The sequence below is a fragment of the Neolewinella marina genome (genome assembly GCF_002631205.1).
Classification (GTDB): Bacteria; Bacteroidota; Bacteroidia; order Chitinophagales; family Saprospiraceae; genus Neolewinella; species Neolewinella marina.
The window spans coordinates 104698-131356 of the sequence record NZ_PDLO01000004.1; the positions used below are offsets into that span (position 1 = coordinate 104698).

The 26659-nt window shown below is 63.7% G+C and carries 25 protein-coding genes; 13 read left to right on the forward strand and 12 right to left on the reverse strand.

What is annotated here, in order from left to right:
* Positions 1-4: 4 nt before the first annotated feature.
* The gene (locus CGL56_RS11005) at positions 5-538 is read left to right on the forward strand and encodes a response regulator (RefSeq protein WP_099106612.1); all 534 of its coding nucleotides are present in this window, start codon (positions 5-7) and stop codon (positions 536-538) included.
* A gap of 37 nt (positions 539-575) precedes the next feature.
* Here CGL56_RS11005 and CGL56_RS11010 read toward each other — a convergent pair whose 3' ends face one another.
* Complete coding sequence (locus CGL56_RS11010; RefSeq protein WP_167641686.1) at positions 576-1103, reverse strand: helix-turn-helix transcriptional regulator; 528 nt, start codon at positions 1101-1103, stop codon at positions 576-578.
* Positions 1104-1354: 251 nt separating this feature from the next.
* On the opposite strand from CGL56_RS11010, the gene CGL56_RS11015 reads away from it, so the two are divergent.
* The 4 genes from CGL56_RS11015 (at position 1355) to CGL56_RS11030 (ending at position 3140) form a co-directional block, all read left to right on the forward strand.
* Positions 1355-1831: a YtxH domain-containing protein gene (locus tag CGL56_RS11015; protein ID WP_143470690.1), complete on the forward strand. Its 477-nt coding sequence runs from the start codon at positions 1355-1357 to the stop codon at positions 1829-1831.
* 93 nt (positions 1832-1924) lie between these two features.
* On the forward strand, positions 1925-2293 hold the full coding sequence (locus tag CGL56_RS11020; protein ID WP_099106615.1) for a phage holin family protein: 369 nt from the start codon (positions 1925-1927) through the stop codon (positions 2291-2293).
* A 1-nt stretch (position 2294) separates the two neighbouring features.
* A complete protein-coding gene (locus tag CGL56_RS11025; protein ID WP_099106616.1) occupies positions 2295-2741 on the forward strand; it encodes a hypothetical protein in 447 nt (148 codons plus the stop codon).
* 6 nt (positions 2742-2747) lie between these two features.
* Positions 2748-3140, forward strand: coding sequence for a PRC-barrel domain-containing protein (locus CGL56_RS11030; RefSeq protein ID WP_099106617.1), 393 nt, complete (start codon positions 2748-2750; stop codon positions 3138-3140).
* 39 nt (positions 3141-3179) lie between these two features.
* Here the strand turns inward: CGL56_RS11030 and CGL56_RS11035 are convergent, their stop codons facing one another.
* The 5 genes from CGL56_RS11035 to CGL56_RS11055 form a co-directional block, all read right to left on the reverse strand.
* Entirely contained in the window at positions 3180-4286 is a 1107-nt protein-coding gene (locus CGL56_RS11035; protein ID WP_099106618.1) for an AEC family transporter, read from the reverse strand.
* A 76-nt stretch (positions 4287-4362) separates the two neighbouring features.
* On the reverse strand, positions 4363-5538 hold the full coding sequence (locus tag CGL56_RS11040; protein ID WP_099106619.1) for a pyridoxal phosphate-dependent aminotransferase: 1176 nt from the start codon (positions 5536-5538) through the stop codon (positions 4363-4365).
* A gap of 39 nt (positions 5539-5577) precedes the next feature.
* Positions 5578-5976, reverse strand: coding sequence for a hypothetical protein (locus CGL56_RS11045; RefSeq protein WP_099106620.1), 399 nt, complete (start codon positions 5974-5976; stop codon positions 5578-5580).
* A 37-nt stretch (positions 5977-6013) separates the two neighbouring features.
* On the reverse strand, positions 6014-7507 hold the full coding sequence (locus tag CGL56_RS11050; RefSeq protein WP_099106856.1) for a SusD/RagB family nutrient-binding outer membrane lipoprotein: 1494 nt from the start codon (positions 7505-7507) through the stop codon (positions 6014-6016).
* A gap of 65 nt (positions 7508-7572) precedes the next feature.
* Positions 7573-10782, reverse strand: a complete 3210-nt coding sequence (locus CGL56_RS11055) for a SusC/RagA family TonB-linked outer membrane protein (protein ID WP_099106621.1) — start codon at positions 10780-10782, stop codon at positions 7573-7575.
* Between the two features lie 274 nt (positions 10783-11056).
* Here CGL56_RS11055 and CGL56_RS11060 point away from each other — a divergent pair, with 274 nt between their 5' ends.
* A complete protein-coding gene (locus CGL56_RS11060; RefSeq protein ID WP_099106622.1) occupies positions 11057-12529 on the forward strand; it encodes a hypothetical protein in 1473 nt (490 codons plus the stop codon).
* A 73-nt stretch (positions 12530-12602) separates the two neighbouring features.
* Entirely contained in the window at positions 12603-14522 is a 1920-nt protein-coding gene (locus tag CGL56_RS11065; RefSeq protein ID WP_099106623.1) for a sodium:solute symporter family transporter, read from the forward strand.
* Positions 14523-14648: 126 nt separating this feature from the next.
* On the opposite strand, the gene secG is transcribed toward CGL56_RS11065, so the two are convergent.
* Positions 14649-14909, reverse strand: a complete 261-nt coding sequence (gene secG, locus CGL56_RS11070) for a preprotein translocase subunit SecG (protein ID WP_099106624.1) — start codon at positions 14907-14909, stop codon at positions 14649-14651.
* A gap of 4 nt (positions 14910-14913) precedes the next feature.
* On the reverse strand, positions 14914-15606 hold the full coding sequence (locus tag CGL56_RS11075) for a hypothetical protein (protein ID WP_099106625.1): 693 nt from the start codon (positions 15604-15606) through the stop codon (positions 14914-14916).
* A gap of 458 nt (positions 15607-16064) precedes the next feature.
* On the opposite strand from CGL56_RS11075, the gene CGL56_RS11080 reads away from it, so the two are divergent.
* A complete protein-coding gene (locus CGL56_RS11080; RefSeq protein WP_099106626.1) occupies positions 16065-16406 on the forward strand; it encodes an ArsR/SmtB family transcription factor in 342 nt (113 codons plus the stop codon).
* Positions 16407-16409: 3 nt separating this feature from the next.
* On the opposite strand, the gene CGL56_RS11085 is transcribed toward CGL56_RS11080, so the two are convergent.
* Both CGL56_RS11085 and CGL56_RS11090 read right to left on the reverse strand, forming a co-directional pair.
* Positions 16410-18104, reverse strand: coding sequence for a M23 family metallopeptidase (locus CGL56_RS11085; RefSeq protein WP_099106627.1), 1695 nt, complete (start codon positions 18102-18104; stop codon positions 16410-16412).
* A gap of 59 nt (positions 18105-18163) precedes the next feature.
* Positions 18164-19405 (reverse strand): acyl-CoA dehydrogenase family protein, encoded by a 1242-nt coding sequence (locus CGL56_RS11090; RefSeq protein WP_099106628.1) that lies wholly within the window; start codon positions 19403-19405, stop codon positions 18164-18166.
* Between the two features lie 131 nt (positions 19406-19536).
* Between CGL56_RS11090 and CGL56_RS11095 the strand changes: the two genes are divergently transcribed.
* Together CGL56_RS11095 and CGL56_RS11100 are read left to right on the forward strand one after the other, a co-directional pair.
* On the forward strand, positions 19537-20388 hold the full coding sequence (locus tag CGL56_RS11095) for an alpha/beta hydrolase (RefSeq protein ID WP_099106629.1): 852 nt from the start codon (positions 19537-19539) through the stop codon (positions 20386-20388).
* Positions 20389-20432: 44 nt separating this feature from the next.
* On the forward strand, positions 20433-21050 hold the full coding sequence (locus CGL56_RS11100; protein WP_099106630.1) for an SDR family NAD(P)-dependent oxidoreductase: 618 nt from the start codon (positions 20433-20435) through the stop codon (positions 21048-21050).
* On the opposite strand, the gene CGL56_RS11105 is transcribed toward CGL56_RS11100, so the two are convergent.
* Complete coding sequence (locus CGL56_RS11105; RefSeq protein WP_099106857.1) at positions 21047-21379, reverse strand: DUF2853 family protein; 333 nt, start codon at positions 21377-21379, stop codon at positions 21047-21049. The two genes, CGL56_RS11100 and CGL56_RS11105, sit on opposite strands and share 4 nt — an antisense overlap.
* A 119-nt stretch (positions 21380-21498) precedes the next feature.
* Between CGL56_RS11105 and CGL56_RS11110 the strand changes: the two genes are divergently transcribed.
* Both CGL56_RS11110 and CGL56_RS11115 read left to right on the forward strand, forming a co-directional pair.
* Positions 21499-22161 carry a DUF4129 domain-containing protein gene (locus CGL56_RS11110; protein WP_099106631.1) on the forward strand — a complete coding sequence of 221 codons (663 nt, stop codon included), beginning with the start codon at positions 21499-21501 and terminating at the stop codon, positions 22159-22161.
* A complete protein-coding gene (locus CGL56_RS11115; protein WP_099106632.1) occupies positions 22146-23396 on the forward strand; it encodes a DUF4350 domain-containing protein in 1251 nt (416 codons plus the stop codon). Before CGL56_RS11110 ends, CGL56_RS11115 begins: the two co-directional genes overlap by 16 nt.
* A gap of 10 nt (positions 23397-23406) precedes the next feature.
* Here the strand turns inward: CGL56_RS11115 and CGL56_RS11120 are convergent, their stop codons facing one another.
* Positions 23407-24288, reverse strand: coding sequence for an aldose 1-epimerase family protein (locus tag CGL56_RS11120; protein WP_099106633.1), 882 nt, complete (start codon positions 24286-24288; stop codon positions 23407-23409).
* Positions 24289-24353: 65 nt separating this feature from the next.
* Here CGL56_RS11120 and CGL56_RS11125 point away from each other — a divergent pair, with 65 nt between their 5' ends.
* Positions 24354-26642, forward strand: coding sequence for a CotH kinase family protein (locus tag CGL56_RS11125; protein ID WP_099106634.1), 2289 nt, complete (start codon positions 24354-24356; stop codon positions 26640-26642).
* Positions 26643-26659 lie beyond the last annotated feature (17 nt).

The following is a 26659-nucleotide window of genomic DNA, read 5'->3' on the forward strand; positions in this document are numbered from 1 at the left end:
CTACGTGAGCGACGAAATATTTAAGGTTTTCATCCTGGAGGATATGCCGGTCGACCTGGAGCTGGTGAAGCGTCAGGTAAGGAAGTTCAACCCGAACGTGCTCTTCGCCGTAGCCCGCCACCGCGCGGAATTCCAGGAAAAAGTTGCTCTCTTCCAGCCCGATATCGTGCTGTCTGACTACAACCTCCCCGACATGAACGGACTGGAAGCCCTGCTCCACGTGCGGGAGCACCTCGACAGTACGCCGTTCATCTTCATCACCGGCATCCTCAACGACGAGGAGAAGGTGGCCGAAGCCATCCTCAACGGAGCCTCGGGCTACCTGCTGAAGGAGAACCTGCGCAACCTGCCCGAACTACTGGCCACGGTGGTGAAACAGAACGAACGGGCCATGGCCCAGCGCGAAAACGAGTGGGAACGCAAACGGAACATCCAGATCAAGCTGCGGAAGAGCATTGCCATGCTCCGGCAGGTGAATTTCCCGGGAAGCGACGAAATTGCCCTCAGCCTGCAGGAGGTCGCGGACGACCTGGGGTAAGCGAGGAAGATCAGTCTAGATAATAAGGATGGGGGGATCAGTTGGCAGCCACGGGGGTGCCCACGGCTTCCTGGGCGGCAGGACCGGCAGCGGCGGCGCGGCCGGCGTTGGCGGTGACGATGTTCTCGATCATGCGGTTGTACTCCAGCATGTGGTTGATGAACACCAGGAAGTTGTCGATGTCGCCGACGGGGGTTTCACCGTCGTGCTGATTCATGTTCTTCTTGAATTCGTAGAATACCTTGAACCCGTCCAGCATCCGCTGGATCTTGCCCGACAGCTGGACGATCTCCTCCACGGAGGTGGGGGGCAATCCGGTAGCGCGGGCTCCCCGGCCCTTTCCGCCGCCGATGTACTCCGCCTTGAGGTCGGTAATAACCAGGTCCTCCAGCGCCACGCCGAAATAGGTGGCCATCTCGTGAATCAGCGCCAGGCGCGGTTCAACGTTTTTGGTTTCGTAAGCCGCAATATTGCTGCGCTTGACGCCCAAATCGTCCGCCAGTTGCTGCTGGGAGAGTTTACGCTGTTTGCGCAGAAACTTAATGTTGCTGGATAGATAATTCAATTTCCGGAGTTCTGTGGTTATCCTTGAGTTAAACCAAAGGTAAGGGAAAAGGGCGAAATTCGTTCAGATTTTGACCGATTGACAAAATCATACTCGAAAGAAACGAAGGCCCGGTGGGTCAAGTTGCCCTTTAAGGGGGGCGAAACCCGCATTTTTCGTCAAGCAGCCGCGCTAATGAACATTATTGAGGAGAGGCGCGATATAATAGCGAGCGCCGATTGTGGGCCTCACTAAACTAAAAATTCCTAAAGATGAGAGACAATAATGGTTCTGGAAAAGGGTGGGCCCTCGGCTTCGGCTTGTTGGCCGGTATTGCTGTGGGATACTACCTCAACTCCAACGAAGGCCGGTCCATGCAGCGCAAGGCCCGTGCCCAATTTGACGAATACGGCAACCAGATCAACGCCTACGGGCAGCGGGTATCGACCAAGGCCAACCAGCTGGTCGACGAAGCCAAGCACAAGGGTCAGGAGTACCTCGACCAGGCGAAAGTAAAGACGAACGAACTGACTACCCAGGCCAAGACGAAACTGGAAGAGGGCAAGCAGTGGGCCGCCACCCAGGCCGAAACCGCCCGCAAAACCGCCGATGAAAAGGCCGCCCAGGCCAAGGCCTCGGCCCAGTCCACCGCCAAAAGCGCCGAGAGCAGCTTCAACCGCGGCGTGAACAAGGCAGAACGCAAGATGGACGAAAACCGGGAAAAGATCGACCGCACTACCGAAAGCTAGGCAGCGGTCACCGACCGAACATGAGTCTTAATCACACGACGGCCATGCAATGTATCCATCACTGCATGGCCGTCCCTATTTAAACAGCTACCTATGCAGGCTAAAGAAGAACTACTCGAACAACTGGGCGAGAGTTACGGATACGTAAACCGCCTCGTCGAAAAGAAAATCGAGTACTTCAAACTCAACCTGGCCGAAACGTCGGCCACGACCATTTCAGGAATCATCACGGCCGTCGTGCTGGCCGTTATCGGCCTGATTACCCTGATTCTTGCCTTGATTACGGCGGGATTCGCCCTGGCCCTGGCCTTCGACAGCTACGTATACGGGTTTGGCCTGGTCACCCTGATCTTCCTGCTGCTTTTCCTGCTGGTACTGGCCCTGAAAAAGCCCCTCATCACCAACCCGGTAGTTCGCAAGGTCATTTCCAAGTTTTTTGAGCACGACGGTAAAGAAGTTTAGCATGATACGAGAACCCAAAATCACGACCCTCGCCGAACTGCGGAAGCGAAAAAAGCAGGTGCGCATGGAAGCCGAGCTCGCCAAACGGGAGTTCGCCCACAGCATCGGCACCACCCGCGACAACGCCGGCACCTTCCTGGTCAAGAACGTCGTCCTGCCCGCCGGCGGCGGCCTGCTGGGCCTCATGGCAATAAGCAAGCTGTTCTCCTCCAACAACCGGGGGCCGCAGGTGATCAAGGAAACCAAGGTCATCCACGAATACCCGGACGGCACCCCCTACGTCGCCGGCAAGCACCGCTCCAAGCGGAGCCGCGCCAAGCAGTTTACCGCCCTTATGGGCAGCCTCCGCATGCTCATGCCCATCATCCAGGCCATCATCGGGGCCGTCAACACCCACAAGGCCCAGGAGGCCGCCAAGACGGCCAAACGGGCCGCCGTAAGAAAGTAGCACCCGGTGCCTGACCCCCTCGATAAGGTGATCTTCTCCCTCTCCGCCCTACTGGGCACGGAAGTCTACTCCACCAAAGGAAAGGTCATCGCCGTGCTCTGCGACGTGGTCTGCAACAAGGACACCGGCAAAATCACCTACCTTATCCTCTGCCCTGGCAGCGCGGAAGAACAAACCGGCGAGCCTGCCGACTACTTCGCCATCCACCATTCCTTTTTCTATCTGGGCGGGCCCGAGGAATCCCTCACCTACAGCCCCAAGCTGGGCAACGACGAACACTCCTTCTTTCTGGACCTCCCGGAGCAGTACGGCGATACGGACGTCAAGGACATCACGGACTTCAACTCCTACCTCTATACCCACACCACCGTAGCCGGCCACCGCAGCGACAACGACTGACGCAGGGGTACGGCACCCGCGCGCCGCCGCCCCCGGAGTTCAGGCGCGGGCCTCTTCCACCTCCCCTTCCGCGGGGGGTGCGAACCAGGGCTTCACGGCGTAGGCCAGGGGAGCGATCCACATGATAAGGCCTGCGGGAACCATCACGGAAGGAGCCGCAAACCACTCCCCGAAGGAAAGCACGGAAAGGATCACCACCGTGGAGAATGGCAGTGAAAAGGCCAGCACGTTCAGCCCCAGATCCAGGTCGAACACCGGATGGCTCCCCTCCCCCCTCAGCACCTCCACCGCCGACATATGGGCGTAGGGCCAGAAGCTCACCGCGCACTGGGCGAAGATGACCGTGAGCAGGGCCAGGGGGCCACTGAGCCCGGCCGCGAAAACCAGGCCCGCGCTTAAGAGGAAGGACAGGCCGGAGCGGAAGCAGAGGACCCGCAGGATCAGGGCCACCTCACCGCGCTCAAAACGCACGGCCATGCCGATGAACAACAGTACCAATGGCGTCATCAGGGCGGCCAGCCGGGCCACCGTCCCCTCCAGGAAAGCGGGCAGGTCGGTAAGCGTCCAGCCCGCCGCCAGCATGACCGCCGCCAGCAGAATCACGATGTTCACGGGCTCCTGTACCAGGGCCAGCCCCAGGTCCCGGAGCTTGTCCAGGCGGTTCGGGGCCTGCTCCACCGCGGCGTCCTTGCGGGCGTAGTACCAGTTCATGGCCACGAGGTAGAGGATGATGAGCACGAAGACCTTGTTGCCCACGTCGGCCAGGGCGGCCAGGGCCAGGGGCTCCTCGCCCAGGTACTCCAGAATGAAGGGAAAGGCACTGAGGCCGGGCGCGAGGGAAGGCAGCAGGAGTACCATGGTGCGCCACCCCGGGGTATCGCGGGGGAAGCCCAGCCGGGGCAGCAGCGCGCCGCACACCCCGTACAGCACGAAGTTGAGCACCAGGGCCAGGACGGGGAGCACCAGCATGGCACTGGTCACCTCTACCTTGAGCAGGGCGACGAAAATAGTAGCGGGCAGCACGATGCTCAGGATGAGCACCTTGACGCCGACGAGTTGCTGTTTGCCAACGATCTTGCGTTGAAGGAGATAGCCGGCGAGGATGAGTAGCAGGAAAGCGAGGGTTTTCTGAAGCGCGGGGTTCATCAGGGAAGAGAGATTACCAGAGAAAAAAGATGCTGCGGGCCGTCGTCAATAGACCGGCCCGCAGCGGTTAATGGGATTATGCCAGAACCTGGCGCAACGCCGTGAGGAATAAATCCACCTCCTCAGGCTTTCCGACGCTAACGCGGCAGTAATCATCACCGTGGATAGAAAAAGATCGTACCCCGATCCCACGGTCAAACATCTGTTCAAGAAATACTTCTCCCCCCAGCGGGATTGGGAAGAGCACGAAACTGGCGTAGGAAGGCAGGTACTCCATGCCCATGCCTTCCAGTCCGGCGTATACCTGCTCGCGGAAGGCGGCCGTCTGCTGCCGGCTGGTCTCCTGGAAGGTTTCGTCTTCCATGCTCGCCATCGCTCCCTCCAGGGAGGTCTTGCACAGCCCCATGTTCCCGCGGCTGATCCGCCCCACCTTCTCGAGGGTCTCGGGGCGGGCCACCGCGTAGCCTACCCGCAGTCCGGCCATGCCGTGGATCTTGGAGAAGGTGCGGGCCACGATGACGTCCTTGCCCTCCCTGATCAGGGGCACCATGGTTTTGGCGCGGTGATCGGGCAGAAATTCCAGGTAGGCTTCGTCGACGAACACCGGTGTCTCGTCCGCGACCTCCCGGCAGAACGCGGCCAGGGCGTCGCTGTCCGTCAGGGTACCCGTGGGGTTGTTGGGGTTACACACGTAGACCAATTTGGTATCGGCATTGATGGCCGACCGCATGCCCGCCAGGTCGTGGGCCCAGTCGTCGGTCACCTTGACCTTGTTCCAGGAACCGCCCATGCCGATGACCACCTTGATGAGCGACATGTAGGTGGGGTCGGCGGCCACTACGTTGCCCCCCTCCTGGAAATGCACCAAAGCCATTTTCTCCAGCACCTCGCTGGACCCCGGGGTGATCATGATGTAGTCTTCCGGCACGCCCTCGAAGGCGGCGATCATGCCCTTAAGTTGCTGGGCGGCTTCGTGCTGGTAGCGGTTGCCGGCGGACGCCGAGGCCGCGATCGCTTCCACGCACTTCGGCGAGGGGCCGTAGGGGTTCTCATTGGCCAGCATGCGGGCCTTCAGGGGCATGCGCCCGCTGAGCTGGCGCTCCCATTCCAGTTGGGGCAGGTACTCCCGGAAGTTGGCGGGAGCGGCGGCGGGGCGGGCCGACAGGGAGAGAGAAGGAAGGGCGGCCAGGCCGGCACCGGTGAGGGCGGCGCGGCGCAACCATTGGCGGCGGCTGGTGGAAAGCGAGTTCATAGACGTAGAATTAGAAGGATGATGAGAAGAGAGCGGTAGCTATAAGTTGGTGAGTAACCGGAAGGCCTTGCCCTGGTAGGTGCCCGCCCATTCCAGCCGGGACACCCCCTGCAGGGTGGCGGTGGGCGCGGAGAAGACGACCTGGCCGGCATCGTCCGTGATGACGGTCTCCAGCGCGGTTTGCGTCTGGCTGTATACGGTCAGCTCGAGGCCCGCCGCGGGGGTGGAAATGATGCCCACGTTGGCGTCCAGGATACCTTCCTTGTCGAGTTCGGTGAAGGTGGCCCGGTAGCTGACCGTGCCGTCGGGGGCGTCGTCCAGGCGGACGATTTCCGCTTTCAGGGGAGAGGCTTCCACGGTGAAGGCCATTTCGTCGTCCAGGCAGGACGTCAGGGGCAGGAGGAGCAGGAGGAGCAGGAGCAGGTAGATGAATTTCATGGATATTCTTTTTGGGGATGAGGACGGGGAGGTTGGCTTACTGTGCCCACCAGAGCTTGGTGAGCTTGTTGTCCGGTCCGCCGTTCAGGTCTACGCCGGCGGTCACGTTGGCGTAGTTGAGGCTGTATTCTGATTCGGGGTAGCGCAGGCGGGTGGGTACCTGCCCTTCGTTTTCCATGACGGCGCGGGGGTCGGGATCCGGCAGTACGGGGAAGCCGGTGCGGCGGTACTCGGTCCAGGCCTCGATGCCCTGGGCGAAGAGGGCCTTCCATTTTTCGGTCATCAGGGTTTCGCGGCTGATGCCCCGGCCGGCGACGTAGTGGTCGGGCATGGTGAGGCCGAATTGCTCAAAGCTGGCCCGAATCCCGGCTTCCATATAGTCGGCGGCACCGGCGCCATCGGTGTACTCCCCGTCCATGGCCGCCTCGGCCAGGATGAAGTTGATCTCGGCGAAGGTGATCAGGGGCACCGGCTGGGTTTCGGCCGTGAAGTAGTCCCCGGGCCGGCTGGCGGTGGTGAAGTAGGCCACGGCGTCGCCTTCGGGCAGTCCGTTCGGAGCTCCAGCGTAGCGCCCGGCGCGGTCACCGGCCTGGGCGGGGCTGGCGTAGACTTCCAGGCGGGGGTCGGTGGGGTTGCCTTCCTCATCGGCCATGGCGTTGATCAGGGTGGTGCTGATCGACCAGTCCTCCCGGCTGTCGAACACCATCACCTCGTGCCAGCTGTTGTTGTTCTCGTCGCTCTGCCGCGAGGTGGGCCGGAAGAAGGAAGCGTCGTAGATGGAAGTGATGATGGGGTAGGTTTCGGGGTTACCGAGGATCTCGGCGAAGACGGCGCGGCTCGCTTCGGGCGCCCGGTCGGCCTGGCGGTTGGCCAGTCGCAGGCGCAGGCTGTTGGCGAACTTCTTCCACATCACGATGTCGCTGTCGAAGAGGATGTCCTTGTCGATGGGCTTGCCCGCGGGGTCGAGCGCTTCCGCGGCCGCCTTCAGGTTGGCCAGCATCCCGGCGTACACCGCTTCCTGACTGTCGTAGGCGGGGGCCAGGTTGCCCGCCGTTGCTCCCTCCAGCGCCCGGGTGTAGGGGATGGCCCCCCAGGTATCGGTGAGGATGGAGAAGACGTACTCCCGCATGATGGTGGCCGCGGCGGCGTAGTTGGTATTGTAGTAGCGGCCGTCCGGGTCGCCGGTCAGGTCGATCACCGTTTGCAGGTTCACCAGGCTTTCGGTGTAGAAGCCGTCCCAGGTCTCGTTCCTCAGGGTGGCGGCGGGGTTGTAGGTATCCCCTTCGTTGACGTACTGGTTGCGGGCGAAGTACTGCATCCAGAGCATTCCCCCATCCAGGTTGAGCCGTTCGTTGCGGCTGCGGTGGCCGTGGATGCGGTCGACGGCCTCCCGCACCGCCAGGGGGAAGAGGGTGGCCGGCGGTACGAGTTCGGGTTCGTTGGGGTTAGCGTTCAGGGCCTCGAAGCCGTCGTCGCAGGCGGTAAAGAGCAACAGCAGCAGGAGGGGCAGGAGAAGGTGGGAAGCGTTCATGGACTGGTTTTTTGGGGCGTGTGGACTGAGGTGGGGGGCGGCGGAGCGCGGGTGCCGGGCGCCCATCAGAAGGTGAGGTTGAGGTTGACGCCGAAGCTGCGGGTGCTGGGGACGGTGGTGTAGTTCAGGGCGCCCTGGAGGTTGCCGCCGTAGCTGTTGAATTCCGGGTCGACCTGGCTGTGGTTGCTGTACAGCATGGCCAGGTTGCGGCCGATCAGGCTGACGCTGGCGGCCCGCAGGAAGGACACCCGGTCGACCAGCGCGGCGGGCAGGGCGTAGGTGATGCCGGCCTCCCGCAGCTTGACGAAGCTGGCGTCGAAGATGGCCCCCTCGTTGGCGTACCGGACGCTCAGGGCACCCACCACGTCGCGGGTCGGGGCCACCACGTCGTTGACGACGTAGACGGGGTTCTCCGCATCACCCACGTTGCGGGCACCTACGCCGATCACCCCTTCCTCCCGGCCGATGGCCGTCAGGGGGTACACCCCGGTCTGCATGCCGATCGAGCTGCTCTCCTCGGCGATGTCGCCGCCGATCTTGGCGTCGATGAGGAAGTTGGCGCTGAAGGCCCCCAGGCGGAACATGTTGCGCACCCCGCCGATCCAGTCGGGGGTCACGTTGCCCAGCACCTTCAGGTTGGGGTCCTTGACCGGCACCCCGTTTTCAAAGATGACCTCTCCGGCCAGCGGGCCTTCCTCCACCCGGGCAAAGCCACTGCCGAAGAGGGTGCCGAAGGGCTCCCCTACCCTGGCTTCCAGGCTAAGGCCGCGGCGCGACTGCAGCACGATGGTCTCGAGTTCGTTGCCGCTCTCGTCGGTGTAGAGTTCCAGGACGGTGTTGTTGTTCTTGGCGTAGTTCAGGGCTACGTCCCAGCCGAACTTCGGCAGGTCGATGACGGCTCCGGAGAGCACCACTTCCACGCCGCGGTTGCGCACCTTGCCGGCGTTGATCAGCTTGCTCTCGTAGCCGGTGGCCCGGCTCACGGCGATGTTGATGATTTGGTCTTCGGTGGTCTGCTCGTAGGCCGTCACGTCCAGGCCGATCCGCCCTCCGAGGAAGCGCAGGTCAAGTCCGGCCTCCTTGCCGGTGGTCCGCTCGGGGCGCAGGTCCGAGCTCGCGATCGTGGCCTGCTCGGCGAAGAGGGGGGTGGTGGAGTTCCAGGGGGTGGAGGGCGCGAACACCTGCCGCAGGCGGTAGGGGTCGGTATCGGACCCCACCTGGGCCCAGCCGGCACGCACCTTGGCGTAGCTGAGCACGCGGCCGCTGATGGGCAGGGCGTCGGTGAGTACGCCACTGAGGCTGACCGAGGGGTAGAAGTAGCTGTTGTTCTCTACCGGCAGGGTGCTCGACCAGTCGTTGCGGGCCGTGACGTCGAGGTAGAGGAAGCTCTTGTAGCCGAAGCTGGCGGCCCCGAAGAAGCTGTTCACCTCCTTCTCCTCGATGCGGCTCACGTTGGTGTTCTGGCTGGCGTTGTTGGCCACGTTGTACAGGCCGTTGATCGTGGCGTCGTTCACGCCGATGTAGTTGCGCTTGAAGTAGTTGGTGCGGTGGTTACCCCCGAACTGGGCGTTCAGGCTGAAGTCCTCGCCGAAGTAGCCGTTGTAGGTGAGGATGAAGTCGAGGTTGGTTTCCTGCCGCCGCAGCACGTCCTCGCTGAAGGACTGGGTACGCTCCGTACCGCTCTTGATGCGCTCGCCGCGGGTCACGGCCCGGCGGGTGTCGGTCCACAGGTCGGTTCCGCCGCGGACCAGCAGGCTCAGGCTGGGCAGGAACTCGTAGGTAAAGGCGATGTTGCCCAGCAAGCGGTCCTTCTCGTTGGCGTTGGTGAGGTATTCCTGCTCGTAAAAGCGGTTCCCGGCGAAGGAATGCTGCCAGTTGGCGTAGGGGTAGGCGTCGCCCTCCCGCACGATGTGGACGTCCATATAGTCGGCGTAATCGCGCAGCAGCCCCCAGTCGTCGTGGCGGTGGTGCCAGGTGCCGAGTTCCCAGAGCGCGGGCTGCTGGCGGTTGTCGGATCCAGACTTGATGTACTCCGAGCTTACCTGCACGCGGAGCTTGGGGGCCAGCTCCTGGTCAATGTTCAGGCGGAAATTGTTCCGCTCGTAGTCGTTGTTGTACAACAGCCCTTTGGTATCCACCCGCCCGAAACTGAAGCGGAAATTGCCGCTGCCGTAGTTGTTGGAGATGCTCAGGGTGTTGTTGGCCGTGGTGCCCGTATCCCAGAAGTTGCTCCAGCTGTCGGGCACGGGGACCAGGGGGGCCAGCTCGGTGCCCGTCCACCAGTGGCGGACGAGGCGGCCGTCCATCGGGGCACCCCAGCTCTCGTCCACCCCGGCGGTACCCACCAGGGGGGCGTCCGGGTAGACGTTGCGGAACTGCTCCACGGCCAGGGGGTCGGTGATGCCGCCGTTGCGGCCGTCGGCGTACCAGGTTACGCCCCCCGTTCCGCCGCCGTAGATGTTCTGGAATTCGGGGACCACGAAGGGGTTCTCCACGGAGTAGCTGCCGGCGTAGCTGATGGTGAGGCCTTCCGCCTGGCTGCCGTTCTTGGTGGTGACCAGAATGACGCCGTTGGCGGCGCGGCTGCCGTAGAGGGCGGCGGCGTTCGCCCCTTTGAGGACGGTGATGGAGGCGATGTTGTCGGGGCTGATCTCGGAGATGCCCCCGCCGTAGACATTGTTGTCGGAGGCCCCGTCGATGGGGGCGGCGAAATCACCCTCCATGGGCACCCCGTCGATGACGTAGAGGGGCTGGTTGTTGCCGAGGACGGAGCTGTTGCCGCGGATGGTGACCTGTGATCCCCCGCCGGGTACGTTGGCCGCCGAAACTTGCAGGCCGGCCACCTTGCCACTGAGGCCGTTGACCACGTTGGTGCTCCGCGTCTGCTCAATGGCGTCGGCCCCAAGGTCCTGCACGGCGTAGCCGAGGGATTTTTTCTCCCGCTTCACCCCCAGGGCGGTGACGACCACCTCGCTGAGGTCGAGGGCCGACTCCTGGAGCACGACGTCGTACTCCGACTGGGCGGTGATGGGCAGGTACTGGGCCTGGTAGCCGGTATAGGTAATGAGGAGGCGCTCGACGCCGTCCGGGACGGTAAGTTCGAAGTAGCCGTTGTAGTCGGTGACGGTACCCACGGTGGTGCCGTCCGCCATGACGGTGGCGCCGATCAGGGGGTCCGCCGCGTCGGTGACGGTACCCGTAAGGGCCCGCTGGGCGCCCAGGCTGCCGGAGAGCAGTAACAACAGCCCGCAGAGGTGGTGTAGAGGTAGTTTCATATACTAGTGGAATGCTGCCCTGTAAGGCGTGAGAAATGGGGGTCAATTCAGGAATCCGATCGGTCAAACTGTTACCCAAAGTTGACGAGGCGCCGCGGAGGGCATCAAATCAGAAAGAAGTCTATTTTGTGATGGGATAATCCGGTGCCGGGCCGGTTTCCGGGGTGCTACTTGCCGGCTATCGGGTGGAAACCCGGGATCCATCCGGCTCACTCCGCGCATATTTTATCCGGCAACGGGCGCATCCGTACTGACACATCACCTCCGTTTTGCTATGTCAATTGCCAAAAAAGAGCTCCTGATCGAGCTGATTCAGAGCCTGGACAGCTCCGAAAAGCGCTTCTTTTCCCGCCAGGCCCGCGCGGAGGGGGAAGGGGAAGACGACAAATTCTACCGCCTTTTCCGCTTTCTGAGCGAGGGCGGCTCCCTGGATGACCCCGAACTGCCCACCCGGCTGGGGATTTCCGGCCCGGGCCAACTGGCCAACCTGCAGCGCCACCTCTACGGCCGCCTGCTCGACGCCCTGCGGCTGCAGCACCGCCGCCGCGACCTCGGCATTCAGGTCCGCGAGCAGATCGACTACGCCAACCTCCTCTACGACCGCGGGCTCTACCTCCACGCCCTGAAGCTGCTGGCCCGGGCCAAGGAGCAGGCCATCCGCTTCCACCTGGACCTCCACCACCTCCTGATCGTCGACTTCGAGAAGGTGATCGAGAGCCGCCACATCACCCGGGCTACCGCCGAACGGATGACCTCCCTGACCTCCGAAAGCCGGCGGCGGCAGGAAATTATGGGCAGTACGGTGCGCCAGTCCAACCTGCAGCTCATGCTGCAGCGCCACTTCATCCAGCACGGTCACGTGGGCTCCCCGGCCGAGGCGCGGAAGTTCTACCAGCTGTTCCACCACTACTTCAGCGACCCGGTACCGCCGGGAGCTACCTTCCAGGAGCGCATCCTGGGGCACCAGTGCCGCTTCTGGTACCACTACAACCAGCTGCAACTCGCGGAGGCCGCCCACCACGCCCGCGCCTGGACGCTACAGTTCGCCGGGCGGCAGGAACTGCGGGAAAGGGACGTGAACTACTACATCAAGGGGCTGGACCGCTGTCTGCTGGTGGCCTTCTTCCGCTACGACGCCCCCGAACACGCGCGATTGCTGGAGGAGTTGGTGGCTTTCGAGCAACAGAGCCGCCACACCCGCCAGCAGCGCAACAGTCAGATGATGGCTGCCCTGGTCCGCCTACGGGCCGAAATCAATCAGCACTTGCTCACCGACCCCGGCACCTGCGCCCCCGCCACGGTTGCCGCCTTTGCCCGCCGGATCGCGGAGCTGAGCGGGGTGGACCGCCACAAGCAACTCGTGATGTACTACAAACTGGCGGTGATCAGCGTGGTGAACCACCGCCTGGCGGAGGCCCTGGACTACCTGTCGCCCGTCCTGGCCGAAGGCAGGCCGCTGCGCTACGACCTGATGGTGTACGCCCGGCTGCTACAGCTGGTCTGCCACTACCGCCTCGGCCACCTGGAGTTCGTCGGGTACGGCGTCAACAACCTGGCCCGCTACCTGGGGCGGATCAGCTACCGCAGCGAATACCCCACGCTGGTGATCCAGCTGCTGCGGGGACTGATGCGGGAGGAAGTGGACGCGCCGGCGGCCTTCGAGCGGGGGCTGGCTCCCCTGCGGGAGCGCATTTTCAATCTGCGGGAATTCAGGTACTTCGACGCGGCAGGGCTACTCGCCATGTAGCAAACTCCTATATTGTCGCACTTTCCAAGGTCGGCGTCCCACCCCGCCGGCCCCACTCATCCAAAACGTCATCATGCAACTAGGCCAACTGGGTACGATCGATACGGTCATCTTCGGAGCATACATCATCGGAGTAATCGTCTTCGGAATCTGGATCGCGAACCGGGAGAAGACCTCGACCGCCAGCGACTACTTCCTGGCCAGCCGCAGCCTGCCCTGGTGGGCGGTGGGCGGCTCCCTGATCGCCTCCAACATCTCGGCCGAGCAGATCATCGGCATGAACGGATCGGGCTTCGAGCTGGGGCTGGCCATCGCCGCTTACGAGCTCATGGCCGCCATCACCCTCATCCTGGTGGCCAAGTTCTTCCTCCCCGTCTTCCTGAAAAAGGAGATCTATACCATGCCCCAATTCCTGGAAGACCGCTACAACGGCACGGTACGCACCATCATGTCGGTGTTCTGGATCGCCCTGTTCGTCTTCGTCAACATCGCCACCGTGATCTACCTCGGGGCCCTGGCCATCGAGACGCTGCTGGGCGTGGACCTCATCTACGGCATCATCGGGCTGGTACTGTACTCCGCTTCCTTCTCCATCTTCGGCGGACTGAAGGCCGTGGTCTGGACCGACGTGGTGCAGGTGGTCGTCCTCATGCTCGGGGGCACCATTGCGGCCTACGGCATCCTCAGCGTAGTCGGCGACGGCAGCGTATTCACCGGCATCGCCAACCTGTACCAGGCCCTGCCCGGTCACTTCGAGATGCTCTTCGAGCCGGGTGATACCTACCTGGACGTAGCCAACGCCCACGAATTGTCGACCGGCGTGACGCCCTACGGCGAGCCCACCGACCTGGAGCCGGGAGCGGAGGTGAAGTCCAGCTTCCAGCTGCTGCCCGGCATGGCCCTGCTGCTCGGGGGCATGTGGATAACCAATAGCTACTACTGGGGCAACAACCAATACATCATCCAGCGGGCACTGGCCGCCAAGGACCTGCCCGAAGCCCAGCGGGGGGTAGCCTTCGCGGCCTTTATGAAGCTGTTCATTCCCTTCTTCGCCGTACTGCCCGGCATCGCCGCCTGGTACCTGCTGCGCGAACAGGATCCCGCCAACCTGCCCATCACCAAAGCCGACCAGGCCTTCCCCTGGGTACTGGCCAACTACGTCGGCGTGGGCTTCACGGGACTGACCTTCGCCGCCCTGGTGGCCGCCATCGGTTCCTCGGTGAGCTCGATGGTTAACTCCACCTCGACCATCTTCACGATGGACATCTACAACAAGTTTATCAACCCCGGCGCCACGGAAGGCCGCCAGGTAAAGGTGGGGCAGATCTCGGCCGCCGCCGCCCTGCTTATCGGCGCCGCGGTGGCTCCGGCCCTGGCGAACGCCGGCCAGGTATTCCAGGTCATCCAGGAGTACACCGGCTTCATCAGTCCCGGCGTACTCACGGTCTTCATCTTCGGCTTCTTCTACCGCCGGGGCACGGCCCAGGCCGCCCTGGTGGTAGTGCTGGCCTCGGTGCCCCTGTCGTGGGCCTTCCAGCAGCTGATGCCCGACCTGCCGTTCCTGGACCGCATGGCCTTCATCTTCCTCATCTCGGCGCTGCTGATGGTGGTCATCAGCCAGTTCACCGGCCGGACGAAGGCCGAGGCGGCCGCGGAGGGCGGGTTCAATGCGGAAGAGAAGCGCCAGATGGGCGAAAAGGTGATCAAGGACGTCAAGCTGCGCAACGGACTGTCCGTGGCCGTCATCGGCATCGGACTGGCCACCGGCGTGCGCCTGCTGCTGCAGCCGGTCCCCGGCGTGCCCCTGAGCATGTCAATCATCTTCATCATCCTCTCGTTGGTGGTGATCGCCCTGATCTACACCGACAAGACGGCCGACGACTACAAGGCCATCGACCTCCACCCCTCCCTGTTCCGCACGCGGATGGGCTTCAACATCGCCGCCCTGGCCATCATCCTATTGCTCACCTTCATCTACACCTGGCTGGCCTAAACCAGACCTGGGCCATCTGGTAACCGACCAGGTGGCTCAGCCCCGGGTCCGAAAACGACTACGCCCCCATCCTGCCGAGGCAAGATGGGGGCGTAGTATGTCCGGCAAACCGGGGGGAGTAGCGGCCTAGAGGCCGTTGAGGTCGGCTCCGTCGCCTACGGAACCCACGGCCAGGGCCGTCAGGATACACAGGGTGAAGAGGGCGATCGCAAGGCCCCAGGTGACCTTCTCGATCACGTCGGTGGAGCGGGACGCGCCGAGCATCTGGTTCGCCTGGCCACCGCCGAAGGTCGAATCGATACCGCCGCCTTTGGGGTTCTGGATCAGGACCACCAGCATGAGCAGCAGGCAAACGACACCGGTCAGGATAGTAAGGAGGTTGACCATGGGGCTATAATTTTTCCTTCAGTTTTTCAATCAGGCCGGCAAAGATCGGTTTTTTCTCCGGATAAAGCAAGATCAGCCGGCGGTACATCTTGATCGCGCTCTGGTACTGCTCCTGGCGGACCAGGAGGGCGGCCAGGGTTTCGCTCACCACCACCCCTCCCTCACCGCCGGTATCGGGCGAAGATTTGCGGGGGCTGGCGGCCTGTTGTCGCCGCCGCAGCTTGCGCAGCCGGTCGCTCAGGTTCGCGTTCCGGCTGCGGGGGGCCACCTTTGCGGCGAATACCGCGGGGTCTTCCGGCCGCGCCGCCCGCACCAGCGCGGGCAGCAACTGGCTGTAGGTGGCCGCCACGGATACCCACTCCACCATACCCGCCCGGGAGGGCGGCGGGGGCGGCTCCTGCCGTGGCGGCAGAATGACGGGCTCGTCGGGGTAATCCATATCAAAGGAGACCGGGGCGGGCTCCGGGGTGGGCAGTTCGTTCAGCCGGGAAGGCAGGGCTTCGCTGAAGGTATTCTCCAGAGGCGTGAGCTCCAGCTCTTCCAGTTCCAGCAGCTCCAGCACCTCTCCCCGCTCCTCTTCCTTGAGGTCGAGGGAAGCCAGCAGGTTGTAGAGGTGGGCCCGGTCGAAGGTGGCCGAGGCGAAGCGACTGAGGTATTCTTCGTAGCGGGGATCCTTTTCCTGTCGCGCCTTGAGCAATAGGAGTAGCCGAAGGTTCGTTGCATAAGGGTAACGCGCAATCAACTCCAGCAATTCGTCTGAAGAGATTTCCGCAAGCAGCGCAGGCCGCTCAATGTACTGCAGTAACGACTGTTGCATAGGCCACGAGAACGGACCCAAGGTCGGGGGAAACCCCGGAATTCCCGACATCTGGCACCCGGTTTCTGCGCTTTCAAAAAAAATTGAATCCTTTTTCGGCTTTTGTGTTGTGATTAATGTCAGTTCGACTATCTTTGTCAGCGCCGAGAAAAAATACAGGCCCAAAACTGGGCATCTTTAAGATCTTGTGTTGTTCATAGTGTTTGTTATGTAGCCTTTAACCGAGCGTTAAAGGCTTTTTTTTGCCCCCTACCCTCGTACCGCTCCGCCCTTTCTGGGTTCGCTCCTTGTTTCCAACTGGCAGAGGCGTTATATTAGGAACGGTTATACTGTAAACCATGTCCAACTCACCCAACCCGCCCTCGCCGGACGATTCTGACAAGAGCACACTAGTAGACGCTTCCACCTTATCCAAGGCCGTTTTACTGCTGCGCGCCCTGAATCACGATTTGCGCCAGCAAATCATTCGCCTGCTGTCCGACAAGGAGCAACTTACGGTTACCGACATCTTCATTTCGCTCCGGGTAGAGCAGTCGGTGGCCTCCCAGCACCTGGCCATCCTGCGCAAGGCCAACATCGTCAAGCGGGAACGGCAGGGCAAGTACATCCTGTACAGTCTCGACCACGAGCGGCTGACCCACGTCAACCAGCTGGTCAAGCGCCTGGCCGCCGACCTTTAGCGTTTAGCGGCGGAACGGCCGACTGAACGTGGCCCGGTTGCCCCGGGCGTCCACAACTTCCAACTCGAACTGGTGGGTGGTATTTCCCCCGATCGGATGACTCTTCTCAAAGGTGTGGGACAGGGTGCCCGACTTGGCGTCGAACTCCAGCAGCACCCACTTCCCGTCCACCGTTGCCCGGTACGTCAGCTCTCCCCCCACGGCGTCGTCCACCAGCAGGCTGAAGGCCGACCGCCCCCGCAGGTCGGTGGGAAAATCGCGGATCCGGATGCGGGGCGGCTCGCGGTCCAGTAGAATGGCGTAGTCTCCGAACGAGCCGATCTCGACCAGCATACTCCCGTCGGGTTGCCAGGTCCCGCCTACCGCCCGGGGGCTGCCCCCGTTGCCGCACTTGCCGATGTAGGCGCGGGAGCGCAAGGAATCGGGTACCGCTACCCGCGGGCGGATGCGCAGCCGGGCACGACCGTGGAGGGCCGTCTCGGTATCGTGCAACTGGTGTACGTCGCTCAGGTACCCTTCCGAACCATCTACCAGTCGGGTGTAGCGAAACCGCAGGTCCTCGTACAGGGCGGGGGCTTCCAGTTCAAGCCGCATGCCCCCGGTGTCGATGATGCTGGCCTCCCCCGAGGGCAGGTAGTATTGGTAGCGCGGAGCTGGCGGTGCCGTCGTGCCCGCCGAAGGCGAGTCTGCCGGACGGTGGACCACCACCAGGCTGACGGCGGAGGTGTTCCCGGCGAAATCGGCGGCCGTGATGCTGATCCGTACCGGCACCCCCGGGCACAGTTCAATCAACCCGGCACCTGCGGCGGGCGCCGTATCGGCCCAGAAGGCCGCCTCCGCGACGGGGGTGAACAACCGGTAGTACCACGAAGAATTCCGCTGCCACTCCCCGTAGTCGGTGAGGGCATTGATGTACTGGGTCTTTTCCAGGGGGACCCGGTCGAAGTCGAAGGAGAACACCTCGGTACTGTCGGTGCAGAGTGTGGCCCGGTAGATCCCGTTCCAGTTGGGCATGGAGTTCTGGCGGTCGTAGGCCTTCAGTCCAAACCCGATGCGGGTGGCGTCCACCACCAGGGTATCCGGCAGTTCCTTGCGGATCAGGTCGTAGGATTTGGCGGTGGGATCCTCCCCACCTTCTTGCCAGGTATACACCCGCAAATTGCGCAGCTGGGGGGTACGGGTATCGGCCACCGCGTAGCCCAGCGAGAGGGGGTTCAATTGAGCGTCGGTAGCCGCTTCCCGCAGTTCGAAGTGCAGGTGGGGGCCGAAGCTGAATCCGCGGTTCCCTACCCCGCCGATGGTCTGCCCCCGGCGCACGGGAAAGGCCGTGGAGTCGGGACGAAAGTCGATCTCGAAGGACTCCCGGGCGTACTGCAGCCGGCGAATGGTATCCTTCAGTTCGGGGGCCAGTACCTCCAGGTGGCCGTACACGCTCCGCTTCCCGTCGGGGTGATCCACGTACACGGCCTGGCCGAAGCCACCGCTACTGATCTTTACCCGGCTGACGAAGCCGTCGGCTACCGCCAGTACCGGCGTACCCACCGCGGCGCGGAAGTCCAGTCCGCCGTGGTAGTGGTTGCTGCGCAGCTCCCCGAAGGTGCCGGTAATCAGCAGGGGGCCGCGCAGGGGAGGCGCGTACTGACCAGCAAGAGAGAACGAAAGCAGCAGACAGAAAAGGATCCAGAAAGGGTAACGCACGGACGCAGGATTGGGGGCGCCAAAGATAACATTACCCCGCAGGGCCTGGAACCGGTCGGCTATCCGAAAGCGTTGAGGCCGGTGATGTCGTGACCGGTGATGAGCAGGTGGACGTCGTGGGTACCCTCGTACGTCAGCACCGTTTCCAGGTTCATCAGGTGGCGCATGATGGGATACTCGTTGGTGATGCCCATGCCGCCGTGGATCTGCCGGGCCTCGCGGGCGATCTCCAGGGCCATCATCACGTTGTTCCGCTTGGCCATGCTGATCTGGGCCGGGGTGGCTTCTCCGCGGTTGGCCAGGGTACCCAGCCGCCAGGCCAGGAGCTGGGCCTTGGTGATCTCGGTGATCATCTCGGCGAGTTTCTTCTGCTGGAGTTGGAAACCGCCGATGGGCTTGCCGAACTGCTCCCGCTCCAGGCTGTAGCGCAGGGCCGAGTCGTAGCAGTCCAGCGCCGCGCCGATGGCTCCCCAGGCGATGCCGTAGCGGGCCTTACTCAGGCAGCTCAGGGGTCCGCGCAGCCCTTTGATGTCGGGGAAAACGTTCTCCTTAGGTACGCGCACGTTTTCGAAGACCAACTCCCCGGTAATGCTGGCGCGCAGGCTCCACTTGCCGTGGATTTCCGGGGCGCTGTAGCCCGGGGTGCCGGCCTCGACGACCATGCCCCTTACGGTGCCTTCTTCATCCTTCGCCCAGACGACGGCCAGGTCGGCAATGGGGCTGTTGGTGATCCACATTTTGGAGCCGTTGAGGAGGTAGGCGTCGCCGTCGTCGACGATGGTGGTGCGCATTCCGCCGGGGTTGGAGCCGGCGTCCGGCTCGGTCAGGCCGAAGCAGCCGATGAGGTCCCCGCTGCCCAGTCCGGGCAGGAATTTTTGCTTGATTTCCTCGCTGGCGTAGCGGTAGATGGGGTACATCACGAGGCTGCCCTGCACGGAGGCCATGGACCGCAGTCCGCTGTCGCACCGCTCGAGTTCCTGCATGATCACCCCGTAGGCGATCTCGTCCATTCCGCCGCCGCCGTACTCCACCGGGAGGCTGGGACCGAAGGCCCCTACCCCGGCCAGCCCCTTGAAGAGGTGGGTGGGGCACTTGCCCCGCATGGCGGCGTCCTCGATGATGGGGCTCACTTCGGCCTTCACCCAGTCGCGTACGGCCTGCCGGGCCATGCGGTGCTCTTCGTCCAGCAGGTCATCGACCAGGTAGTAGTCGTGGAACTGGAAGCGGTCGGCGCGGGCCTGCTGGTGAAAGTCTTCCTTGGTGGTGAATCCGGCGCGGGATTGGGCGGTGGTATCGGGCATGAGTTTATGGTTGGTCTGGCAAGGTAAATGTAATTAATAAGCCCCCGACCTGCCGCCACTATTGCCGCCGGCGCCGCGGTGGCGCCAAAGAATACCTGGCAAAGTGTAATTTACCCCACAACATCTCCTCCATGCTGAAGTACCTCCTGCTCCTCTTTGCCTTTCCCCTGGCCGCCCAGAGTGGCTACGTGAACGACAACCTCAGCGTCACCTCCCGCATCCTGGGGGGAGAACGGCATTACGCCGTCTACCTCCCGCCCGATTACGAGGCTTCCGCACGGAGCTACCCGGTACTGTACCTGCTGCACGGCGGCGGGGACGACCACAGTGGCTGGGTGCAGTTCGGCGAGGTGGCCCGCATCGCCGACGAGGCCATCCGGTCCGGCAAGGCCACCCCCATGGTCATCATCATGCCCGATGCCAACACCGGCCACCGGGGTTACTTCAACCGGGTGGGGGGCAACTTCCGCTACGAGGACTTTTTCTTCGAGGAGCTGATGCCTGAGGTGGAAACCCGCTACCGCATCCGCCGGGAGAAGCGCTACCGCGCCGTGGCCGGGCTGTCGATGGGCGGGGGGGGAACCTTCATCTACGCCCTGCACCGCCCCGACCTGTTCTCCAGCGCCTGCCCGCTGAGCGCGTCCATCCGGCTGCTGGACCGGGAGGAGATGGCCGCGCGGCTGCGGCAAGCGGGGGATACGGTATTCACCGACCAGCAGCTGGCCGACTACCACGAAAAGTACAGTGCCCTGGAACTGGTACGCAACGGCGATCCGGAGCAGATCGGCTCCGTGCGCTGGTACATCGACTGCGGCGACGACGACTTCCTCTACGAGGGCAACAGCCTGATGCACATCCTGATGCGCGAGCGGGAAATCGCACACGAATACCGGGTGCGCGACGGCGGCCACACCTGGACCTACTGGCGGGAATCGCTGCCCGAGGTACTGGACTTCGTCTCCCAGGCCTTTCACCAACACTAACCCCTCCCCCGGAACCCGCGCGCCGGCGCCAACCTTTCAGCAGCATGAACGCCATCATTACCGGAGCCTCCCGGGGAATCGGCCGGGCCTGCGCCGAAACCTTCGCCGTGGCCGGCTACCGGGTGACGGCCGTGGCCCGCACGGAAGCCCAGCTGCGCGAACTCCAACGCAGCCACCCCACGGTGGAGCCCCTGGTGGCCGACCTCACGGTGAGCGTGCCCACTGGCATCTACGACGTGGTGATCCTGAACGCGGGCTACTACGCCCCCGGCGGACTGCTCGATCCCGGCCGCGACGTCTTCGGGGAAAGCTGGGAACTGAACGTGATGGCCAACCACCGGCTGGCCCGCGCCCTGCTGCCGCCGCTGCTGGAACGGGGGCATGGCCACCTCGTAGTCATCGGCTCCTCAGCGACGGACGATACCTCGGCGCACATGACCGCTTACGGCGCCACAAAAAAATGCCTCCGTATACTCTACGAAGGCTGGGAACGGGAACTGAAGGGTAGTGGCGTACGAACTACGCTCGTTGCGCCTGGCGCTACCCTGACGAGCAGTTGGGCGGAAGAAACTCCCCCGCCCAACATCCTGCAGCCCGCAGCGGTGGCCGAACTGGTGCTCCGCTGCGTAACGGAGGGACTCACCGGCCGAGTGACGATCTAGGCATAGTGGCTCTCCATGCCGAGCTCCTTCAGTACCAGGTAGTAGAACACGGCGCGGTGCTTGCTGCGCTCGGTGTACTGCTGACAGGCGGCCTGTACGGCGTTCATGGCCTTGTCATTGTCGGTCACTCCGAGTTTCTTCTTGCAGAAGTTGTCCACGACCCGCTGCAGTTCGGTCTTGTCGCTGCAGGCTACCTTGTTGGAGTCGTTGTTGTAGATGGACGGACCGAGCCCCTTGGCGACCTTGCGGAGCAGCTCCAGGTCGGGCTTCACGTTGATCTTGGCCATGGAAGCCTCGTAGGCGGTCATCTTCTCATCGAATTTACTCACGTGCGGAATGTGTTGTACCGGCGCGGTGCCGGCGGGTGATAAAGTGGTAAAATAGGAAATTGCCGACAGTCGGGCCCCACCGCGGGCGGGCGAATCCGGAGTATATTCGTTCAACCGCCATGTTTCTCCGCCGCGCTACCCCATTGCTGATCCTCCTCCTGCTGTCTCCCGGCCCGGCCCAGTCCTCTACCGTCTTCCCCGAAGACCGCTACCGGGAACTCCGCGAAGAGGTCCGGTTCCTGCCACCCGCGCCCCGGGAACAGCCCGGCCCCGCTAACCCCGCGGACTGGGACTGGCTGTACTGGCCTACCCTGGTGCTGCTCTCCGCGGTTTCCGTAGGGGGGCTCGCATTTCTCGGGTACCGCAGCTGGCACGAAGGCCGCCGCGGAAGTGGAGTGGCGGAAGCGCCAGCTACCGTCAGCAACCGCAACCCAGCAAAGGAGGAAACCCTACCCCAAGACGCGCCCGAGGAGCTGCTCCGCCTGGCAGAAGCCCAGGGCAGCTACGACCTGGCCGCCCGGTTGTTGTTCCTGGACCTGCTGGCGGAGTTGCAACGGGCCGGCACCCTGGTGTACCGCCGGGACTTCAGCAACCGGGAGTACCTGCGGCAACTCGCGGACCATCCCCTCGCGGTGGATTTCGGCGCCGTTACCGCGGTTTACGAGCGTGGGTACTACGGAGGCTACCCCCTGGACCGCCTGGGTTACCGGGCCCTTCACCACCGGATCACTGCCTTGCGCCAGCGCCTGAGCTCACCACCGACCGTATGCGCTGTTCCCTGACCGTCCGGCTGCTGGTAGCTACCGGCTGGTTGACGCTGTGCGGCTGCCGGCCCATGGACTGGTCAGAGGGTTACCACATCGACGGTAAGGACCCTTACGACCTCTATGCCCTTTACGAACTGCTGGAAGCCCGCCCGCCCGGCCTGACTTTGCTGAACGATTCGGCGGACCTCGCCCAGCTGCACAATCCCACCGGGACCAGTTACGTATTCGTGGGCCACCACCCCTACTACGATACCGCGGCGGTGACGGCCCTGCTCGGCTACGTCGAACGCGGCAATACCGCCTTCCTGGCCACCGGGGAAGTGCCGGAAGACCTCGCCAGTCACCTCTTCGGGGCAGACTGCTACGCGGCACCCCTTGCCGCTGGAAAGGAGCGGTTTCCGGCCACCTGGGCCGATTCGGTAATCGCATTTCTTTTCCCGGCCGGCGACAGCTTCCACCTGGTCAACATCCGCTACTGGGAGGCGGCCCCCGCGCTCCTCCGCACAATGAACGACCAACTGTTGTGCGACCCGGCTTTCGACCTTGAGGTAATGGGTAGCCTGGACACCCTGGGGGTTAATTTCCTGCGCGTCGGCTGGGGAGCGGGCAATTTCTATCTCTTCACCACCCCCCGCTACCTGACCAACTGGTACGTCCTCGACTCCACCACGGTCCCCTACCCCGCCGCGGTGCTCTCCGTACTGGATACCGGCCGGGTGTACTGGGACGAGCACCACCGCCGGTACCGGCAGGACCCCGCCACCGCGACCGCCGATCCCCCGCCGGCCTACACCGGCGGCCGTAACCTGCTGCAAGGCAACCCTACCCTGCGCTACATCCAGCAGCACCGGGCGCTGGCCCTGGCCTGGTACCTCATCATTGCGGGGGGGCTGCTCTACATCCTGTTCCGGGGGAAGCGGCGGCAGCGGGTCATCCCTGTGGTGGCGCCCCGGCCCAACGCCAGCCGCCGGCTCATCGAGACCATCAGCCGGCTGTCGTACCAGCAGGGCAATCACGCCGCCCTGGCCCGGCGGGAACTGGCCCAACTGCGCTTTTACCTGGCCCATCGCCGCGGGGTAAACTGGCGGGAGGGGGAGCCGCCGCCGGCTGACCTGTCCGCGCGGCTGGGGCTGTCAGCGGCCGTGGCCGACCGGGCGCTGGCCGAAATCCGCAGGGCCGGAGAGGGGAAGGTGCTCCGGGAAAAAGATTTGCTGCGGTTCTACCGGGCGATCGAGCCCCTGTACCGCTGAAACTGCTGGCCTAAAGGATCTTGATGTCGTAGCTCATCTCGTAGACCTCGTTGGGCTCCAGGCTGATGATGCCTTCCTTGTGTTCGAACTGCCCGTCGCTGTGGGCGCTGTCGGCCAGGCCGATCCAGGGTTCGATGCAGACGAAGTCGCCGTGGGGCTTGGCCCAGATGCCCAGGTGGGTCCAGCCGGCGTAGTCCAGCTTCAGCACCGGACCGTGGTTGCGGGATTCGAGCAGGACGCTGCGGGAATTGAGGTCCTTGAAGACGAGGGCATCCTGGCGGAACAGGTCGTGGGTCAGGGGCAGTACGGTCCCGTTCTCCGTCCAGGGTACTTCATGGGTGTCGTCGCCGATGGTGCCGGCGTCGGTCACTTCGTAGGTCCGGCTCGTTTCGGGGTGCTCGAAGCGCAGCAGGTAATCCTCGTAGCGGTCGCCCTCGAAGAAGGGGACGCGGAAGGCCGGGTGGCCCCCCAAGTGAAAGAGGATGGGGCGCTCATCGGTATTCATCACCTCGTGGTAGATGATGAGGTGCTCATTGCGCAGACGGAAGGTGATCCGGAAGTCGAAGTGAAAGGGGTAGCGCTCCAGGGTATCTTCGTTGGAGCACAGCCGGAAGATGATGCGGTCCTCGACCTTGGAGAAGAACTCCAGCTGGTCGTTGTGGCGGATCAGCCCGTGCTTCGGGATACGATATTCCTTGCCGTCGATCGTTGTCTTACCGTCCTTCAGGCTGCCGATGATCGGAAACAGTACGGGGGCGGTGCCGGCCCAGACGTCGGGGTCTCCCTCCCACATATACTCCTGCCCGGTTTCTTTCTTGATCAGGCTCTTCAGCTCCGCGCCGGTGCCGTTGATCTTAATACTGAGCTGGTCGTTTTGCAGGCTGAAATCCATGGGGAATTTGGTAAGTTGTTGCGGCTGATGCCCGCCACAAAGTAATCATTTAAGGCATACTCTTCTTGCACCTGCTTCTGCCCATTCTGACCGCCTTGCTCTGTGCCCTGTCCGCCCCGCTGCGGGCGCAGGAGGGGCTCGTGTTGGAACCCACGCCGGGCAGCTACGTTACCGATCAGGAGGTGGTGATCCGGGGCGGGGACGCGGGTGCCGTGTACTACACCACCGATGGTTCCCGGCCCACCCTCCAGTCCTCCCGTTACCCCGGTGGCCCCATTCACGTGGGCCATTCCCAGGTGGTGAGGGCCGCCGTATTCGCCGACGGTGAACGCCGGGCCGAGGTGGGGGGCAGCTACCTCATCGACGAACCCCGCAGTCCACTGCTCACCCTCTCGGTGGGCATCGACCCGGGGCGGCTGTTCCATCCGCGCACCGGCTGGTTCGAAGCCGGGGACACCCCCCGCCGCCCGAACTGGGACACCCACCGCGAACACCCGGTCCACGTCGACCTCCTCGAGGCCGACGGCACCCCGGTGTTCGGGGGCACGGTCGGCTTCCGGCTGTTCGGGGGCACCAGCCGCTCCCACCCCCAGAAGTCCTTCTCCCTCTCCGCCCGCAAGACCTACGGGAAAAACAAGATCGAGTATCCGCTCTTCGGTCCCAACGGGCTCGACGAATTCCGCTTCCTGGTCGTGCGCAACGGCGGCTCCGACTGGGGGCGCAGCTACCTCCGCGACGCCCTGATGACCGGCCTGCTGCAGGACCCCAGCTGGGACCTGGAGCGCCAGGACAGCCGCCCCGTACGGGTGTTCCTCAACGGCCGGTACTGGGGCGTTTATCACCTGCGCGAAAAAATCAACCCCCGCTTCCTGGCCGACCACCACCGTGGGGTCGACAAGGACTCCCTCAGCCTACTGGAACACCGGCTCACCGCCAAGCACGGCAGCACCACCGAGTACGAGCAGCTGCTCTCCTACCTGGAGCGATCCGACCTGAGCGACCCCGCCGCCTACGCCGGGCTCCAGGAGCTGATGGACGTCGACAACTTCCAGCGGTTGCAGATCGCCCAGACCTACTTCGACAACCGGGACGCGGGCGGTAATATTCGCTACTGGCGCCCCGACGGGCCCGACGGGCGGTTCCGGTGGATTCTCTACGACGTGGACCAGGGCTTCGGCCTCCACCGTGATTCCGGCTGGACGGCCAATACCCTAGAACTGCTCACCGCCCCCGACGGGCCGGTCTGGCCCAACCCCCCCTGGGCTACCCTCTTCCAGCGCAAATTGCTCGCCAATCCGACCTACCGGCGGCAGTTCGTCAACCGCACCCTGGACTACCTCCACACCGACTTCAGCGCCGAGGCCGTCACCGAGCGCCTCGAAGCGGCCATCGCGGCCGTGGAACCGGAAATGCCCCGCCACCTGCGGCGGTGGGAGCAGCGCGAACACTACTGGCGCTACCACCTCGACCAACTGAGGCGCTTCGCCCTGTTCCGCCCCCGCTACCTGCGCGAGCAGTTCCGCGACTACTTCGGTGGCGGAGCGGACCGGGAAGTGGCCATCACCGCCGGGCGGGGCGGCTACATCGTCCTGAACCAAAACCTGCACGTCGGGTCGGACGGGCTGGAAGGACAGTACTTCTCCCGTTTTCCGATCAGCCTGGAGGCCGTGGCCGAGCCCGGCTACCACTTCGCGGGCTGGGAGGGGCTTGCCGACCTTTCCCCCTCCCTCGACCTTTCCTTGGCCGAAGACCGCCCCTACCGGCTGAAGGCGAAGTTCGTACCGGCGCGCCACGCCGCCGCGGACGCCGTCATCATCAATGAAGTCTGTCCCCGCCACCCCCAAGCCGGCGACTGGCTGGAGATCCACAACCGCGGCGACTCCCTGGTGGACCTCTCCGGCTGGTACCTGATCGACGACAGCGACCGCCGCTTCGTATTGCCGGACGCGCGGCTGCCGGCCGGGGGATATCTGGTGATCTGCGAGGATACGGCGGCCTTCCGGGCGGCTTACCCCGGCGTTACGGAGGTACTCGGGAACCTGCCCTACGGGCTAAACAAAAGCGAAGACCGCATCGGCCTGTACGCCCACGACAACAGTTACGTAAACGCCATCAGCTGGCAACTGCCCACCACTGCCGACACCATCTTCACCTACGCCCTGGCCCTGCCGGGACTGGACAATGGCCGCCACCGCAACTGGGTACAGGAGGCCGGCGACGGCACCCCAGGAGGGCCGAACCCGGAGCACCTGCAGGCGGCCATCATGACCCGGCAGCGGTTCTGGTTGCGGGTGGGCATCGGGCTGGCGGTCCTCCTCCTCGTGGGGGTGGTCCGGACCTGGCGGCCGGATTAAGCCCGACGGCCCCGGCG